Annotated in this window: 12 protein-coding genes; 7 read left to right on the forward strand and 5 right to left on the reverse strand. The window is 63.4% G+C overall.

The window, feature by feature from the left end; genetic code table 11:
* Window positions 1-135 precede the first annotated feature (135 nt).
* The 3 genes from ACH6CX_RS05990 to ACH6CX_RS06000 are packed head-to-tail and all read left to right on the forward strand — an operon-like array spanning window position 136 to window position 3,391.
* Window positions 136-1,599, forward strand: a complete 1,464-nt coding sequence (locus ACH6CX_RS05990) for an amidase (RefSeq protein WP_334078576.1) — start codon at window positions 136-138, stop codon at window positions 1,597-1,599.
* On the forward strand, window positions 1,596-2,411 hold the full coding sequence (locus ACH6CX_RS05995) for a putative hydro-lyase (RefSeq protein ID WP_237063643.1): 816 nt from the start codon (window positions 1,596-1,598) through the stop codon (window positions 2,409-2,411). Before ACH6CX_RS05990 ends, ACH6CX_RS05995 begins: the two co-directional genes overlap by 4 nt.
* The gene (locus ACH6CX_RS06000; protein WP_237063641.1) at window positions 2,408-3,391 is read left to right on the forward strand and encodes a glutamate cyclase domain-containing protein; all 984 of its coding nucleotides are present in this window, start codon (window positions 2,408-2,410) and stop codon (window positions 3,389-3,391) included. Before ACH6CX_RS05995 ends, ACH6CX_RS06000 begins: the two co-directional genes overlap by 4 nt.
* A 30-nt stretch (window positions 3,392-3,421) precedes the next feature.
* Here ACH6CX_RS06000 and ACH6CX_RS06005 read toward each other — a convergent pair whose 3' ends face one another.
* From ACH6CX_RS06005 to ACH6CX_RS06020, 4 genes are read right to left on the reverse strand one after another with little or no spacing between them, the layout of a single operon-like run.
* Entirely contained in the window at window positions 3,422-4,078 is a 657-nt protein-coding gene (locus tag ACH6CX_RS06005; protein ID WP_237063639.1) for a C39 family peptidase, read from the reverse strand.
* Window positions 4,063-4,617, reverse strand: a complete 555-nt coding sequence (locus ACH6CX_RS06010; protein ID WP_232941914.1) for an NlpC/P60 family protein — start codon at window positions 4,615-4,617, stop codon at window positions 4,063-4,065. Before ACH6CX_RS06010 ends, ACH6CX_RS06005 begins: the two co-directional genes overlap by 16 nt.
* Window positions 4,614-6,824: a M1 family metallopeptidase gene (locus tag ACH6CX_RS06015; protein WP_396675167.1), complete on the reverse strand. Its 2,211-nt coding sequence runs from the start codon at window positions 6,822-6,824 to the stop codon at window positions 4,614-4,616. The genes ACH6CX_RS06010 and ACH6CX_RS06015 overlap by 4 nt, the downstream gene beginning before the upstream one ends.
* Window positions 6,821-7,996, reverse strand: coding sequence for an MFS transporter (locus ACH6CX_RS06020; RefSeq protein ID WP_237063635.1), 1,176 nt, complete (start codon window positions 7,994-7,996; stop codon window positions 6,821-6,823). Before ACH6CX_RS06020 ends, ACH6CX_RS06015 begins: the two co-directional genes overlap by 4 nt.
* Before the next feature lie 423 nt (window positions 7,997-8,419).
* Between ACH6CX_RS06020 and ACH6CX_RS06025 the strand changes: the two genes are divergently transcribed.
* From ACH6CX_RS06025 to aceE, 3 genes are all read left to right on the forward strand, one after another.
* Window positions 8,420-8,902, forward strand: coding sequence for an Lrp/AsnC family transcriptional regulator (locus tag ACH6CX_RS06025; RefSeq protein WP_091506257.1), 483 nt, complete (start codon window positions 8,420-8,422; stop codon window positions 8,900-8,902).
* Window positions 8,903-8,958: 56 nt separating this feature from the next.
* On the forward strand, window positions 8,959-10,143 hold the full coding sequence (gene megL, locus ACH6CX_RS06030) for a methionine gamma-lyase (protein WP_232941920.1): 1,185 nt from the start codon (window positions 8,959-8,961) through the stop codon (window positions 10,141-10,143).
* A 117-nt stretch (window positions 10,144-10,260) separates the two neighbouring features.
* Window positions 10,261-12,972 carry a pyruvate dehydrogenase (acetyl-transferring), homodimeric type gene (gene aceE, locus ACH6CX_RS06035; RefSeq protein ID WP_396675168.1) on the forward strand — a complete coding sequence of 904 codons (2,712 nt, stop codon included), beginning with the start codon at window positions 10,261-10,263 and terminating at the stop codon, window positions 12,970-12,972.
* Window positions 12,973-12,988: 16 nt separating this feature from the next.
* On the opposite strand, the gene ACH6CX_RS06040 is transcribed toward aceE, so the two are convergent.
* Complete coding sequence (locus ACH6CX_RS06040) at window positions 12,989-13,720, reverse strand: pseudouridine synthase (protein WP_237063631.1); 732 nt, start codon at window positions 13,718-13,720, stop codon at window positions 12,989-12,991.
* 111 nt (window positions 13,721-13,831) lie between these two features.
* On the opposite strand from ACH6CX_RS06040, the gene ACH6CX_RS06045 reads away from it, so the two are divergent.
* On the forward strand, window positions 13,832-14,767 hold the full coding sequence (locus tag ACH6CX_RS06045) for a metallophosphoesterase (RefSeq protein WP_396675169.1): 936 nt from the start codon (window positions 13,832-13,834) through the stop codon (window positions 14,765-14,767).
* Window position 14,768 lies beyond the last annotated feature (1 nt).

The following is a 14,768-nucleotide window of genomic DNA, read 5'->3' on the forward strand; positions in this document are numbered from 1 at the left end:
GGACCGGCATTGCCGTTCCCGGTTTTTTTTGCCCGGGGCGGGGACCTATCGGTGGCGCCATTGGTTGTTCACTTCTACAAGCCGGGGCGCTGCCCCATCATGACTCCAGATTCCAGATCAATCACAGGAAATACCATGTCCGAGGAACTGTGCTATCTCGACGCCTGTGGGGCGATTGAACTCTTTCGCAAGCGTGCCATCTCCCCGGTGGAGGTTATACGGGCACAATCCCGTCGCATCGAAGAGCTGGGCCCGGGTATCAATGCATTCACTGATCGTTACCTGGACCGCGCGATGGCGGGGGCACGGCGGGCGGAAGCGGCCTACATGAATGGCAGCGCGCGGCAGCTGGAAGGCATCAGCACGGCGATCAAGGACGAAACCTATCTCCACGGTGAGGTAACCACCAACGGCTCACGCCTACTGGAACACAACCTGGCTGATGTCACCGATCCGGTGCCCGAGCGCCTGGAGGCCGCCGGCGCAACCTTCTGCGGGCGCACGACAACACCTGAGTTTTCTGTGGCTGCTTATACCTGGTCGGATCTCTGGGGTGTGACGCGCAATCCCTGGAATCACCTGGTTACACCGGGCGGCTCCTCCGGTGGCTCGGCGGCTGCACTGGCCGCCGGCTTCTGCACCCTTGCAAACGGGACCGATATGGGCGGGTCCTTGCGCATCCCCGCCGCCATGTGCGGTCTGGTGGGACTGAAAGCGTCGTTTGGCCGCATCCCGGAAATCCCGCCTTACAACGTGGATCCCTATGTACACCATGGCATGCTCACCCGCAGTGTGCGCGATACACTGCTGGCCTATAACCTGGTTTCCGGTCCCCATCCGGTAGACCTGATGTCGCAGTTGCCGAAAGAGGTTGTAGTCGCAGACCCACTGGACCTGCGGGGCGTGCGTGTGGGCCTGTCCCTGGACCTGGGTTTTTACCCGCTGGAGCGCGACGTACGGCAAAACACACTGGCTTTTGCCGACATGCTGCGGCGTATGGGCGCCGAGGTGGACACTGTCTCGCCGGGCTGGGACGATCGCTGTATCCACACCGCGCAGGTGCACCAGGGAGCGCAGATGGGGCATATGCTGCGGGAAAAGTTTGACCGGCCGGAGTGTCACGAACAGCTCACCTCCTATGCGCGGCATTATTTTGCCCTGTCCCGCGCTGCGATGCCGGCAGCGATCCTGGAGGCACACACCTATGCCCAGGTCATGTGGGAATCACTGGAGCGGATTTTCCGCGACTGTGACTTTATCCTGTGCCCGACCGTGTGCACGACACGGGTGCCGGCAGATTTCGATTACAGCCGCGACAGTATCAGTATCGACGGGCACCAGGTGGATCCGGTCAAGGGATGGTTTATGACCTACCCGTTCAATACCCTGAGTCGCTGCCCGGTACTCTCCATGCCCAGTGGGCTGGCGCAAAACGGCGTGCCCACCGGTGTACAGCTGGTGGGGCGGCCCTATGCTGATGCCGCGGTGCTGCGGGCGGGCCTGGCGGTGGAAGCAGAGTGCGGGACCTTTATCAACGCTCGCCGGAAACCCGGCGTTGGCGAGGAGATGGTACGGGAAGAGCTGGGAGCCGGGGCGTGAGCGGGGAAAGCGGGCTGGATATTCGCCGGGAAATTCGTGCCGGCCGTTTTCGGGCTCCCACCTCGGGACTGGGGGCGGGCCTGGTCCAGGCAAATATCGCCATAGTCCCGGCGGCATATGCCGACGATTTCGCGGCCTTTTGCACCGCCAATCCCCGGGCCTGTGCCCTGCTGTATCGCTCTTCGCCCGGTGACCACCGACTTGCGGCACTTGGCGAGGATATTGATATCCGTTCGGACTTGCCCCGTTACCAGTTGCACCGGGCCGGTGCGGACACGGAAGAGATTACGGATATCCACTGCCACTGGCGGGATGACCTGGTCACGTTTGCCCTTGGCTGTTCCTTCTCATTCGAGGAAGCGCTGGACCGCGAGGGGCTGGAGGTACGAAATATCTCCGAGGGCTGTAACGTCCCCATGTACCGGACACAGCAGGCCTGCAAAGCGTCCGGACCATTCCACGCTCGGCTGGTGGTCAGTATGCGCCCCTTTATGCCCACTGAATTGCCACAAGTGCAACAGGTGTGCGAGCGCTATCCCCTGGTTCACGGTGCGCCGGTATTTGCCGGCGACCCGGCTGCACTCGGGATTACCGATATAGATAAGCCGGATTTTGGCGATCCGGTCCCGCTCCGGCAGGACGAGGTTCCGGCTTTCTGGGCCTGCGGCGTTACCGCGATCGAGGCCCTGCGAAACGCGGGACTCGACTTCTGTATCACCCACAGTCCCGGCCATATGCTGGTCACCGACCGGCTCAACACATCACTGGCGGGCATCCCTGCAGCCGGCGACCTTGACTGGAGTCCGCTGTGAGCCGGCGAAGTTCCAGCAGGCGCGCGCTTGCCGACCATTCCGGGTTGCGGGGCGACGTACCGCAACTTGACGCCCTTGCAACAGCAATGGAGCAAACACTGGTGGACTCCGACTTTCGTGGGATGGCCGGGGTGCGCGCAGTCTGGGGTGGCGGCTACCTGCAGCGCGCGATGAACTGCCTGCTGCGCAGTTGCCAGCGGGTCACCATTATCAGCGGCTTCCCGGTGGGGCAGAGCTTCGAGACAGACGGGCCGGTTGGCGCGCTCGCCCTTGCGGCGGCACTGGAGCAACTGGGTTCCCGGGTACGCCTGGTCGGGCTACCGGATTATCTGCAGCGGCTTGAAGAGCCGGCGGGATTGGTCGGGTTGCGGCACAAGCAGGTATTTGAACCCATGGGCGGTACGGCGGCGGACTTCAGCCTGCAGGTGCAACAACACCTGCATCACTTCCGGCCCACTCTGCTGGTATTTGTCGAAGTGCCGGGCCGCGCCGGGGACAATTGCTATTACAACATGCACGGGCAGGAAATCGGCTCGCAGACAGCCTGCTGGGAGCTGTTGCTCGAGCTGTCCCGCTGCCCGAGTATTGCTTTTGCCGACGGTGGCAATGAGGTGGGCATGGGGCTGGTGGCGCCGATCCTGGAGAGGCAGGGGATCACCCCGGCCTCGGTGCAGACTGATTGCCTGGTGCTGTCCGATGTTTCCAACTGGGGTGTGCATGGCGTGCTCGCACTGGCCTCAGGCTACCTGGAACGGGACCTGATGTTGCCATCCCCACTGCAGCCGCTGCTGGAGTCCATGAATGCTGCGGGCATTGTTGATGGTGTGACGGGGCGGGGCACTGCTACTGAGGATGGACGACCGGCGGTGGAGGGGCAGGCGATGATCGACCGACTCGGGGCCCTGGCGCAGGTATCGGCGTCTGCGCACCATGGGAATATCATCATCGACAACACCACGGTTCCGGAAGCGGGGAGGTGATGCTCGGCTTTAACAGGTATCTCCCGCCGGTCATTGTTTCCCTGTGGCTACCTGCCTGCGGAATATATGCAGCCAGAGGTCATCACCGCTGCCGTTATCGTTGATCGCCAGTTCAAATGCCTCTTTCGGGTAGCGCAGGTCACGCCCGGACATGCCGGTATCGTAGCTGCCCCACTTCTCCAGGTTCCAGCGGCCATTGGGATCGTGCACGGTGTAGTGATCCCCATCGAAACCCGTTACCACCAGGATATGGCCCGATGGCGTGAACCAGCCATGCACGATGGCAGGATGTCCGGTGGCGAGGGCGGCCCGGAGCTCGCTAATAGTGCCGTTGGTCTTGCTGTGAGCGCGCAGGTCGCTCCCCGCAGCCGCGGCGATGCTGTTAAAACCTTCCTGCAGTGCGGCCACTGTCTGGCGTACCCCATCGAGTCGCCCGAACAGGTAGTCCGGGGTGCGGCCAGTTGTTTGGGGATCCGTAAGGCCGAAATAATCGGTCACCATCGCCAGGGAAGTAAGTGAGCAGGTGCGCTCCGGCTGGTAGCGATTTTCAGTCTGCTTCCAGTAGGGCAGCTTGAGTGTCGTTGCGTCGCCGGCAAGAGACCCGCCGAGTGGCAGCAGGCCCATTAGCAGGGTGGGCAGCCACCGCTGGATAAAACGGCCGGCGGTGGGCTTCAATCGGAATAGCACAGAGATTCCTTCAAGCGAATGCCCGAGTCAAAGTCGCCGCTGGGGATGGGGTCGATCCTGACAATACCGTCATTGGAAGTCATGCGATGGATATAGCTCCCGTCACCCAGGGCGATGCCCACGTGGGTCAAGACACCCTCGGCCCAGTCCCCATAGGTATTTTTCAGGAACACCAGGTCGCCGGCCTGCAAATCCTCGAGGCGGATGATTTTTTCACCGAATTCATCCGCGGCCAGTGAGTCCACATGTTCCGGGAGCAGCTCATCGTCCGGGCCGAGCAGGTGCCCGTCCCAGGGTTCCTGTGTCTCGATGGTGGCGAAATGCTTGCCGCACGCCGCCACCAGCACTTCCCGGGTCCAGTTCATGCATTGCTCGGCACTGCCCACCCGGTATTCTTTATTGTCCCAGGGCAGGGCCTGGGCCATGACTTTACTGGCCATGTCCTGCCGGGGCGCCGTCGATTCTGCTGCGGCCATTGCGGGCAGTAAGAAGATGGCGAGCAGCGGCACCACAAGCCCGGGGAGTTGATTTCTGTTCATAGTGCTTCGATCTCAATACAGTTGTTGCTTCGGTCTGTATCCGGCGTCAGCCACAGGGGGTCGATACAGATACGCTGTGGCCGGGAGGAGTCCGGCAGGGGGACCTGCAGCACCAGCCTTCCCCGGTCGGCCCGCATCCATGTCTGCGCGGGAATTTGCCAGCGGAAGCCGCGTCCGTCGTCCATAGCGATATCAAGCGGCACCGGCAACAGGCCGTTGCCGCCGTTGGCCAGCGTCAGCTGAAACCAGCGTGTGGTCTCACCGGGCGCGGGCAGTTTGCTGCCGGCGTTGGTCATGGCCTGGGCCACCGGCTGTTGCTCCAGGGGTTTCGTATAGCCATCCACGAGCTCCGGGTCACGATCGACGGCAAAAGAGGTAATTTCCCCGGCGGTGTAAGCCAGCGCCGGTGGCTCTGGCTGGGCGATCGGGCTGGTGCTGAGGAGGGTTCCCTGCTCGGCGATGCCGGTAATGGCAAAGTCCACGTGGTGCGCGGCGTAGAACCAGCTGCGCCAGAACCAGCTAAGGTCTTCCCCCGCGGCATTCTCCATGGCCCGGAAAAAGTCCCCGGGCACGGGGCGCTTGCCCTGCCAGTCGCGGGCGAAGCGGCGTAAGCCCCGGTCAAAGGTCTCCGGCCCCATCACCAGGTGCCGGAGCATGTTCAGGACACTGGCAGTCTTGTTGTAAGCATTGGGGACTTTTTCTTTCAGGCTGTCGGCGCTGGTCATGATGGGCTGGTGGTTGGCTGAGAGTGTGTAGCCAGCCACGCTACGCGGTTCCCCGTAAATAACCTGGAAACTGGCCTCCCAGGCATGCTCGGCGCGGTATTCCAGGAAACTCACCAGCCCCTCATCCAGCCAGGCCCACTCGCGCTCATCGGTATTGATGGCCATCGGCAGGTAGTTGTGACCCACCTCGTGAATAACGCTGCCGATAAAATCGTATTTTGTCTGCGCATCCCAGGGCTGTTCCTCGCCTCCCTTCATGCTTGTGTCATCCGCGTTGGTTTCCGCCGTATTCCTCTGCGGGCGTAAACCGATGGCAGAGAGACCGGGATACTCCATACCGACACCCGCCACATTCACCACACTGATGCTCTGCCGGGGCAGGGGGAATGTGGCGCGGTCGAAAATCTCCAGCGTATGCTCCATCGCCGCCAGTCCGAAGGTCTCCCAGAGGGGGGCTGCCTCGGCAGGAAAAAACAGTTGCAGGCGGCGCCCGCTGCGGTCCTGTTTCTGTAGCCACTGGAACACCGGGGATGCGGCGAACGCAAAATCCCGCAGTTGTTCTCCCTGGAAGAACCATTCCTTCCGCCGGTCGGTACTGCGCCCGCGTCGTTGCTGCGCCCGCCCGGCATCCACGATCCACTGGGCGTCCCCGGTCTCGCTGTCCCAGTGTCGCAGTTGCTCGCGGTCCAGCACGTCGCGGGCGTTTTGCAGCTCACCGCTGGCGGCCACCACATAGTTCTCCGGCACAGTGATACGCACCCGGTAGCGACCCATCTCGGGGGAAAACTCGCCCTGCTGCAGGAAGGGCTTGAGCTGCCAGCCGGCGTAGTCTGTGTAAGCCACCGCCCGGGGAAACCACTGTGCTGCGAGGAAGATACGGCTGCCGTCATCCAGTGCTTCGTATCCGCTGCGCGCCGCTGCGGCCTGCTTGTCCAGCAGGCCGAGCCGCCACCGGAATGACAGTGCCACCTGGTCGCCGCTTTCCAGCGGGGCTGGCAGGCGTACCTGCATCAGGGTTCCATGCTGTTGCCACTGCAGCGTTTGTCCGCTGGCCAGTTGCACCGACTCGATGTTAAAGCCCGCGGTGGCGCCGGCCCGTGCCATGACGACAGTTCTCGCTGGCGGATCACCGGCGAGGAGCTGATAGCTGGCGGTGCTGTCGTGGAGGAGTGCATCCTGGTCGAGGGCGAAGTACAGGTTGTGCAGACGGTCAGGCGAATTGTTGTGGTAATACACCAGCGCACTGGCGTCCAGTTGCGATTCCTCCGGCAGGAGCTGGACGTCGAGTTCGTAGTCGACCCTTTGCTGCCAGTAATTCGACGCCGGTGTGCCGTTGGCGGAGCGGAACTGGCCGAGTCCCAGCGCCGTCTGTCCCAGTCGCCGGAACGGGTCCCCGGCGTCCTCCGAGGCCCGTGCTCCCGTGCCGGCGCACAGAAATACCGTGAGGCAAAGGGCATAAAATGGCGCAATGGGATTGCTCATGGGGTGCCAGGTACTGGTGCGGCCTGGGTACTTGGCTGCCAGCCTTCGGTTACCAGCGCCATCGCCAGTGCCAGGACCATGCAGCCGATGCCCAGCCACAGGACCCCGGCGTAACCCCATGGCTGGATTGCAGAGGCGGCGAGGGGCGGCCCGAGAATTTCCCCCACCTTGAAGGCGCTGGCGCAGAGCACGATAAACCGCCCGGTATCGTCAACGCGGTTGAACTGGTCCATCAGCAGGGGAATGGTGAAGCTCCAGAAAAACTGGAACACGATTGAGGTGGCAGCGTACAGGAGGAAGGCGTTCACATCCGCCTGGCCCATCAGCAGGGCCAGGGTCGCTACCTGCACGGCGAAGGTGGTCACCAGCGCCGCGGGCCGGCCCAGGGCGCGGCTGGCCAGCGGGGTGGCCAGGGATCCCAGGCCGCTGAGCGCAAACCCGATACCCAGCAGGTCCCCGACCCGGGCACCGTCCAGACCCATATCGACACCGATGCGTTCCAGGTAAGCCCACACCGCTGAAACGCCACAGTAGTAAACCACGGTGGTGGCGAACACCAGTAGCGATCGCCTGTGGAGCAGGGTGAGGATAGCGGGGCCCGCAGCCCGGGATTCCCGCCCGGAGACAGGAAACGCCAGGGTACAGGCCACTAGCGTGGCCACCAGCCACCCGTTCAGGTAGTGGAAGAAGCCATTGACCTGCCAGAGCTCCATGATCCGTGGCACTGCGAAGAACCCGAGGGTGCCGAAGGTCACCTGCGCGGTCACCATCAGGCCGAATGCCAGTGGCGGGCGGCGGTGATCGCCGAGCCCGGCCAGCGCTACCGCATAAGCCGCGCCGCAACCCAGGCCCGCCAGGATCCGGAACAACATCAGCAGGGGGAAACTGTCGGTATCCAGGCTGAGTAAATTGCCACCGAGAAACAGCGCCAGCCCGGCCAGGGTTACCGGGCGCCAGGGTAGCTGGCGGACCCAGAACAGCGCCGACGCGGAACTGGCAAAGATGCCGATCACATCCGCTGCCGCCAGCCAGCCGACCTGGGACTCGGTGAAGTTTCCCTGGTCGCTGAGCCCGCCGACCCAGAGGGGCAGCAAGGTGAGCACGGCGGCGCCCATCATGGACACCATCAGCAGGCTGGCGAGGTTTGGCCAGCGATCGGGATACGGCTGCATATTGCTGTTCTTCTTTTATGCGGGGCTATGCCCGAAAGTTTACCCCCAGTCCCGGGCGTATCGAAATACACTCGATCGGTCACGGCGATAGGTGGGAAATAGACGGGAATAGGTTAGCCGGCTCTGGTCGCCGGCGGACATGCCCGGATCAGGAGGGTATATGAAAGAGGGCTCCGTATGCAGCGGAGCCCGCGCCAGGGCCAGCCCGATGGCGGGCTGGCTTTTTTTGATGGGCGATCCCGGCCGGCACACCGGATCCCCTGACCGCCGCGCGCGGTCCCTCCGTGCCCCACCTAATAACCGAAAATCCGGTCGCCAGCCGAACCGAATTTTCTTAATTCGAGCCGGTGGCAAGTCATTGCTACTTAACAATATTCAGAATAATCTAGATTTTTCCTAATCATACTCTGTGAGGCCTCTCGAATGGTAACCTCTGTTTCGTCGCTGGACCGTACGGATATCGCCATCCTGCGGGTCCTCCAGGCCGAAGGGCGGATCAGCAATGTGGAGCTGTCCGACCGGGTGCACCTGTCGCCGCCGGCCACGCTGGCCCGGGTCAGGCGGCTGGAACAGGAGGGCTATATCAGCGGCTACGCGGCGATGCTCAACCGGGAGAAGCTGGGGCACGACAACCTGGCCCTGATCGAGATCGCCCTGGAACTGCACCAGCACGAGCGGATCGCCGAGGTGCTCGACCGCCTGGTGGCCATGCCCGAGGTGCTGGAGTGCTACCACGTGACCGGTGAATACGACTACATGATCAAGGTCAGCACCGTGAACAACCGCGCGCTCGATCATTTCATCGCCGCGCGACTGATACCGCTTCCGGGCATCGCCCGGATACATACCAGCATCGTGTTGAAGGCGCTGAAGCAGACAACCGAGCTGGATCTGCCGGAACCCTAGGCGGGGCACTACCAGCATGAGTGCCTCGCGGATGTATAACGATAAGAGAGGCACACATGTGGGAATCCAAGAATATCGAGACCAATGCCATCCACGGCGGCAAGCAGTCGCAGGGTGAGCACGGGCCGCTGTCCACTCCCATCTACCAGACTTCCACCTTCGTCTTCGACGACGTGCAGCAGGGCGCAGATCGCTTCGCCGGTGAGGCGGGCGGGCACATCTATTCGCGGCTGGGCAACCCCACCGTGGAGGAGCTGGAAAACCGCATGGCCATCCTCGAGGGCACCGAGGCGGCCGCCGCCTTCGGCTCCGGCATGGGCGCGGTGTCCGCAGCGATCTTCGCGCTGCTGAAGACCGGCGATCACCTGGTCACCTCCCACCGCCTGTACGGCTGCACCTACGCGCTGTTCAACCACCAGCTGCCGGCGCTCGGTATCGAGGTCAGCTTTGTGGACCTGGCCGACCCGCAGGCAGTGCGGGAGGCCATCAAGCCGAACACCAAAGTGATCTACGGCGAGACCCCGATCAATCCCTGCATGACAGTGATGGACCTGGACGCCCTGGCCGGTATCGCCAGGGAGCGCGGTATCGTCACGGTGATCGACAACACTTTCATGTCGCCGATCCTGCAGCGCCCGGCCGAGCACGGCATCGACCTGGTGTTGCACTCGGCCACCAAGTACCTGAACGGCCATGGCGACGTGGTAGCGGGCATCCTCTGCGGGCCGGCTGAACTGATTGACCAGATCAAGATGACCACCCGCAAGGACATGGGCGCGGTGATGAGCCCGCACGATGCCTGGCTGGTGATCCGCGGCCTCAAGACCCTGCACCTGCGCATGCAGCGCCATGGCGAGAACGGCCAGGTGGTGGCCGAGTACCTGGAGAAGCACCCGGCGGTCGAGAAGGTCTACTACCCGGGCCTGCCGGACCACCCCGGTTACAAGCTGCTGGGCAAGCAGATGAGCGGTGCCGGTGGCGTGATGGCGTTCGAGCTCAAGCAGGGCTTCGAGCAGGCGGTGGCCTTCATCAACGGCCTGCAGATGTGCAAGCGTGCGGTCAGCCTCGGCGACGCCGAGACCCTGATCCAACACCCGGCCTCCATGACCCACTCCACCTACGAGCCCGAGGAGCTGGCGGCGGCGGGTATCTCCCGCACGCTGATCCGCCTGGCGGTGGGGCTCGAGAACGCCGAGGACATCGTAGCCGACCTGGAGCAGGCGCTGGCCGGTATCGGCTGACAGCTGGCACTGGATTTACGGTATAGGAGTGATGACAGCCCGCCCGGTTTCCGGGCCGGGCTGTCTTTCCCTCTGGAGAATGGACCGGAGTTGAAAACGGGGTAGGGCGAGGTGAACATGCAAGTGGATCCGCAGGAGTGTGTCGGGGAACTGGACCCGGAACTGCAGGAGTGGCGGGAGGCGCTGGACGATATCCTGCGTTACCAGGGCGCCGGCCGCGCCCGGGAAATCCTGCGCGAACTGCAGGAGCGCCTGGTGCGCAGCGGCGTGCCGCTGGACGAGGCGCCGCTGAACACCCCCTACCGCAATACCATCCCGCTGTCGGCGCAGCCTGCCTATCCGGGAGACCTGGAGCTGGAACGGCGGGTGGAGGACATGATCCGCTGGAACGCCATCGCCATGGTATTGCAGGCGGCAGACAGCGGCACCGGGGTCGGCGGCCATATCGCCACCTACGCCTCCGCCGCCACCATGCTCGAGGTGGGTTTCAACCATTTCTTCCGCTGCCGTGACGAGCGTTACGGCGGCGACCAGCTCAACGTGCAGGCCCACGCCGCGCCGGGCATCTACGCCCGTGCCTTCCTGGAGGGGCGTCTCACCGAGCAGCAACTGAAAAACTTCCGTCGCCAGCTGCAGCCGGGCGGCGGCCTCTCGTCCTACCCGCATCCGCGGCAGATGCCGGATTTCTGGCAGGCGCCCACCGCGTCCATGGGGCTCTCCACCCCGTCGGCCATCTACCAGGCCCGCTTCGCCAAGTACCTGGAGGCGCGCGGCCTCAAGCCCGCCAACGGTGGCAAGGTGTGGAACTTTATCGGTGACGGCGAGGCGGACGAGCCGGAGGTGCTGGGCACCATCAATATTGCCGCGCGGGAAAACCTCGACAACCTGGTGCTGGTGGTGAATTGCAACCTGCAGCGCCTGGATGGCCCGGTGCGGGGCAACGGCAAGATTATCCAGGAGCTGGAGCGTAGCTTCCGCGGCGCCGACTGGCAGGTGATCAAGGTGGTGTGGGGCAGCGGCTGGGACACATTACTGCAGAACGACCACCGCGGCGTGTTGCAGAAGCGCATGGACGAGACCCTGGACGGCGACTACCAGCTGTATTCCACCCGGCCGGGTGGCGCCCAGCGCGAGCACTGGGTGGAAAACTCCCCCGAGCTGCGGGCGCTGATGAGCAGCCTGACCGACGACGAGGTGCGCGAGATCAAGCGCGGTGGCCAGGACCCGAAAAAAATCCACGCCGCCTTTGCCCGCGCGGCCGAGGGCAGCGGGCGGCCCACGGTGATCCTGGTGAAAACCGTCAAGGGTGACGGCCTGGGCGAGACGGCCCAGGGCAAGAACACCGCGCACCAGCAGAAACAGTTTTCCCGGGAAGACCGCATCGCCATCGGCCGCCGGCTGGGTATTCCCCTCGACGAGGAGGCGCTGGCCGGGGCCGCTTTCTACTGCCCGCCGGAAGACTCGGAAGAACTGCGTTACCTGCGCGAGCGGCGCCGCGCCCTCGGCGGGCCCATGCCGTCGCGACGTGTTGACTGTGCGGCGCTGGCGGCACCGGAGCGAAAACTGTTTGCAGAGTTCTACCGGGGCAGCGGCGAGCGCGCCATCTCCACCACCATGGCGGTGGTGCGCATGATGGCCAAGCTGATCAAGGACAGGAACGTCGGCAAATATATAGTCCCCATCGTGCCGGACGAGGCGCGCACCTTCGGCATGGAGGCGCTGTTCCGCGAGGCGGGCATCTATGCCCCCGGTGGGCAGAAGTACCAGCCAGTGGACGCCGACAGCCTGCTGCCGTATCGCGAGGCGGCGGACGGCCAGATACTGCAGGAGGGCATCTGCGAGGCTGGTGCCATGGCCTCATTCCTGGCCGCCGGCACCGCCTACGCCAACCACGGCGTACCCACCATTCCTCTGTATATTTTCTACAGCATGTTCGGTTTCCAGCGGGTGGGTGATCTCATCTGGGCCGCGGCCGACAGTATGTGTCGCGGCTTCCTGCTCGGCGGTACTGCCGGGCGCACCACCCTTAATGGTGAGGGGCTACAGCACCAGGACGGCCACTCCCCTGTCCTGGCTTCCACCGTGCCCAACCTGCGCAGCTACGACCCGGCCTTTGCCTATGAGCTTGCGATCATCCTGCGCGAGGGTATCGACGAGATGTACGGCCGCGGCGAGCAGGTGTTCTACTACCTCACGGTTTACAACGAGAACTACCCGATGCCCGCATTGCCGGAAGAAGCGCTCGAGCGGATCGAGGAGGGCGTGCTGAAGGGGATTTACCTCTACCGCGAATCGGAATTGACGCCGGGCGGCGCGCCCCGGGTGCAGCTGTTCGGCAGCGGCAGCATCATGCAACAGGTGCTGGCCGCGCAGGAACTGCTGGCTGAAAAGGGCGTGTGTGCCGACGTGTGGAGTGTCACCAGCTACACCGAGCTTGCCCGCGACGCCGAACAGGTAGAGCGCCACAATCGCCAGCAGCGCGGCGCAAAACGGGAGCCATATTTGCAGCAGGTGCTGCAGGGCATCGAGGGTCCAGTCGTGGCCTGTAGCGACTACATGCGCGCACTGCCCGCCAGCATCTCCCGCTGGGTGCCCGGCCGTTACGTGGTTTTAGGCACCGACGGTTTCGGCCTGAGCGAAGCGCGGGATGACCTGCGCAGGTATTTCGAGGTGGATGCCGCCAGTATCGCCTACGCTGCGCTGGCGACGCTGTGCGAGGAGGGCGTGATCAGTTCCGGTGCGTTGATGAGTTATGGCGGGGAACAGGGTGCAGTTGGCGAGTCATCCCACGACGAGCAGTCGAAATCAGCCCCCGTGCTTGCGGGGTGAGCCGTTCGGCTGGTGTTCAGCGGGCCGGCAGCACCCAACCCAACGTCTCCAGCATAGAGGCAAAGCAGCCCCGCGGGGGGGCGTAAATGCATAGCCGCTCTCCGGTTGCGGGGTGGTTCAGTTCCAGTCGGTGGGCGTGCAGCAGCAGGCGCGCGCAGCCGAACTGCTCGGCGAAGAAACGGTTGTGCACTGACTTGCCATACTTGGGGCAGCCGATCAGCGGGTGGTGAATGTGCTTGAAGTGGCGACGGATCTGGTGGCGGCGACCGGTTTCCAGCTCGATCTCCACCAGCGAGTAGCGACTTGAGGGATAGCGGTCGACCGCATAGGGCAGCTCGGTGGTGTCCAGCCGCCGGAAGCGCGTCAACGCCGGTTGGCGGGGCTGGTCGGCTTTGGGGCGCTTGCGCTGGTGCTTGAAATCGCTGACCGGCGGCAAGGGATAATCGATCACGCCTTCCTCCGGGCACCAGCCTCGGCACACGGCCACATACGCTTTCACAGAACTCTCTGAAGCCAGCTCCGCCTGCGCGCGGGCGGCGACTTGGCTACTCTTGGCAAACAGGATTACCCCGGAGGTGGGCTTGTCGAGCCGGTGGATCGGGTAGAGATGGCAGCCCACGAGGTCCCGCAGGTGCTGGAGCAGAAAGCGAGTCTCGTGATGGTCGATCGATGACCGGTGCACCAGCCACCCTTCGGGTTTGTAGGCGGCGACCAGGTAGGGGTCTTCAAAGAGAATTTCGGGGTCCATGTACAGCGGACAGCCTGTAGTGGTGAAATGCTGCCTATTGTAATCTGATTATCGGTTGGCCGTACCGCCCGGTTGCTGACCAGTATTACCAGTTCAATATAGGGGTGCGCTTTGCCACAGGGCTACGACATTATCGGGGATATCCACGGACATGCCGCTGAACTGGAGCAGCTGCTCCTGCACCTGGGTTATCGGGAAACTGGATCCGGTTTCCGCCATCCCGGGCGCAAGGTCGTATTCCTGGGCGATTTTATCGACCGCGGTGAGCACCTGCGCCAGCATCGCCGGTTGCTGGAAATTGTTATGGCCATGGTGAACAACGGCCACGCCCTGGCGGTGATGGGTAACCACGAGCTCAATGCCCTGGCTTACCATACACTGCACAAAGGCGAGCCCCTGCGCCCGCGCACCCCAAAGAACACCCGCCAGCACCAGGCTTTCCTTAACGAGTTCGATCACCTGCCAGAGCTGAAGGGGGACGTACTGGACTTTTTTCGCCAGCTGCCGCTGTGGCTGGAACTGGAAGGATGTCGGGTGGTGCATGCCTGCTGGGACCAGCAGCATGTTGACTTACTGCGCGACAGGGCCCCGGATGCGCGGCTGGACCATGAGCTCCTTGTGGCGGCCTCGACGCGCGGAACTCCCGAATTTGTTGCGGTGGAAACACTCCTGAAGGGCTATGAGGTCTCACTGCCGGAAGGAATAACCTTTGCTGACAAAGACGGCAATGCCCGCAAGGCTGTACGGGTCCAGTGGTGGAACAAAGATGCAACATGTCTCGGGGATATTGCGCTGCCGCTGGGAGTGGATATCGGAGCGGCGGCAAGTCTCAGCGTGCCGGAGAATGTTCCCGAATATCCACCCGATGCCATACCCTGTTTTATCGGGCACTACTGGCTTCACGGCGAACCCGGGCCACTGACTCACAATGTGGCCTGTCTCGACTACTCGGTGGTGAAGGGGCGCAAGGGGGGAGGGAAGCTAGTCGCTTACCGGTTTGATGGTGAACAGAAGCTGGAAAAAGCGCGCTTCACCCATACGGACTGAT

This window comes from Microbulbifer sp. JSM ZJ756, from assembly GCF_044383805.1.
GTDB classification, from domain to species: domain Bacteria; phylum Pseudomonadota; class Gammaproteobacteria; order Pseudomonadales; family Cellvibrionaceae; genus Microbulbifer; species Microbulbifer zhoushanensis.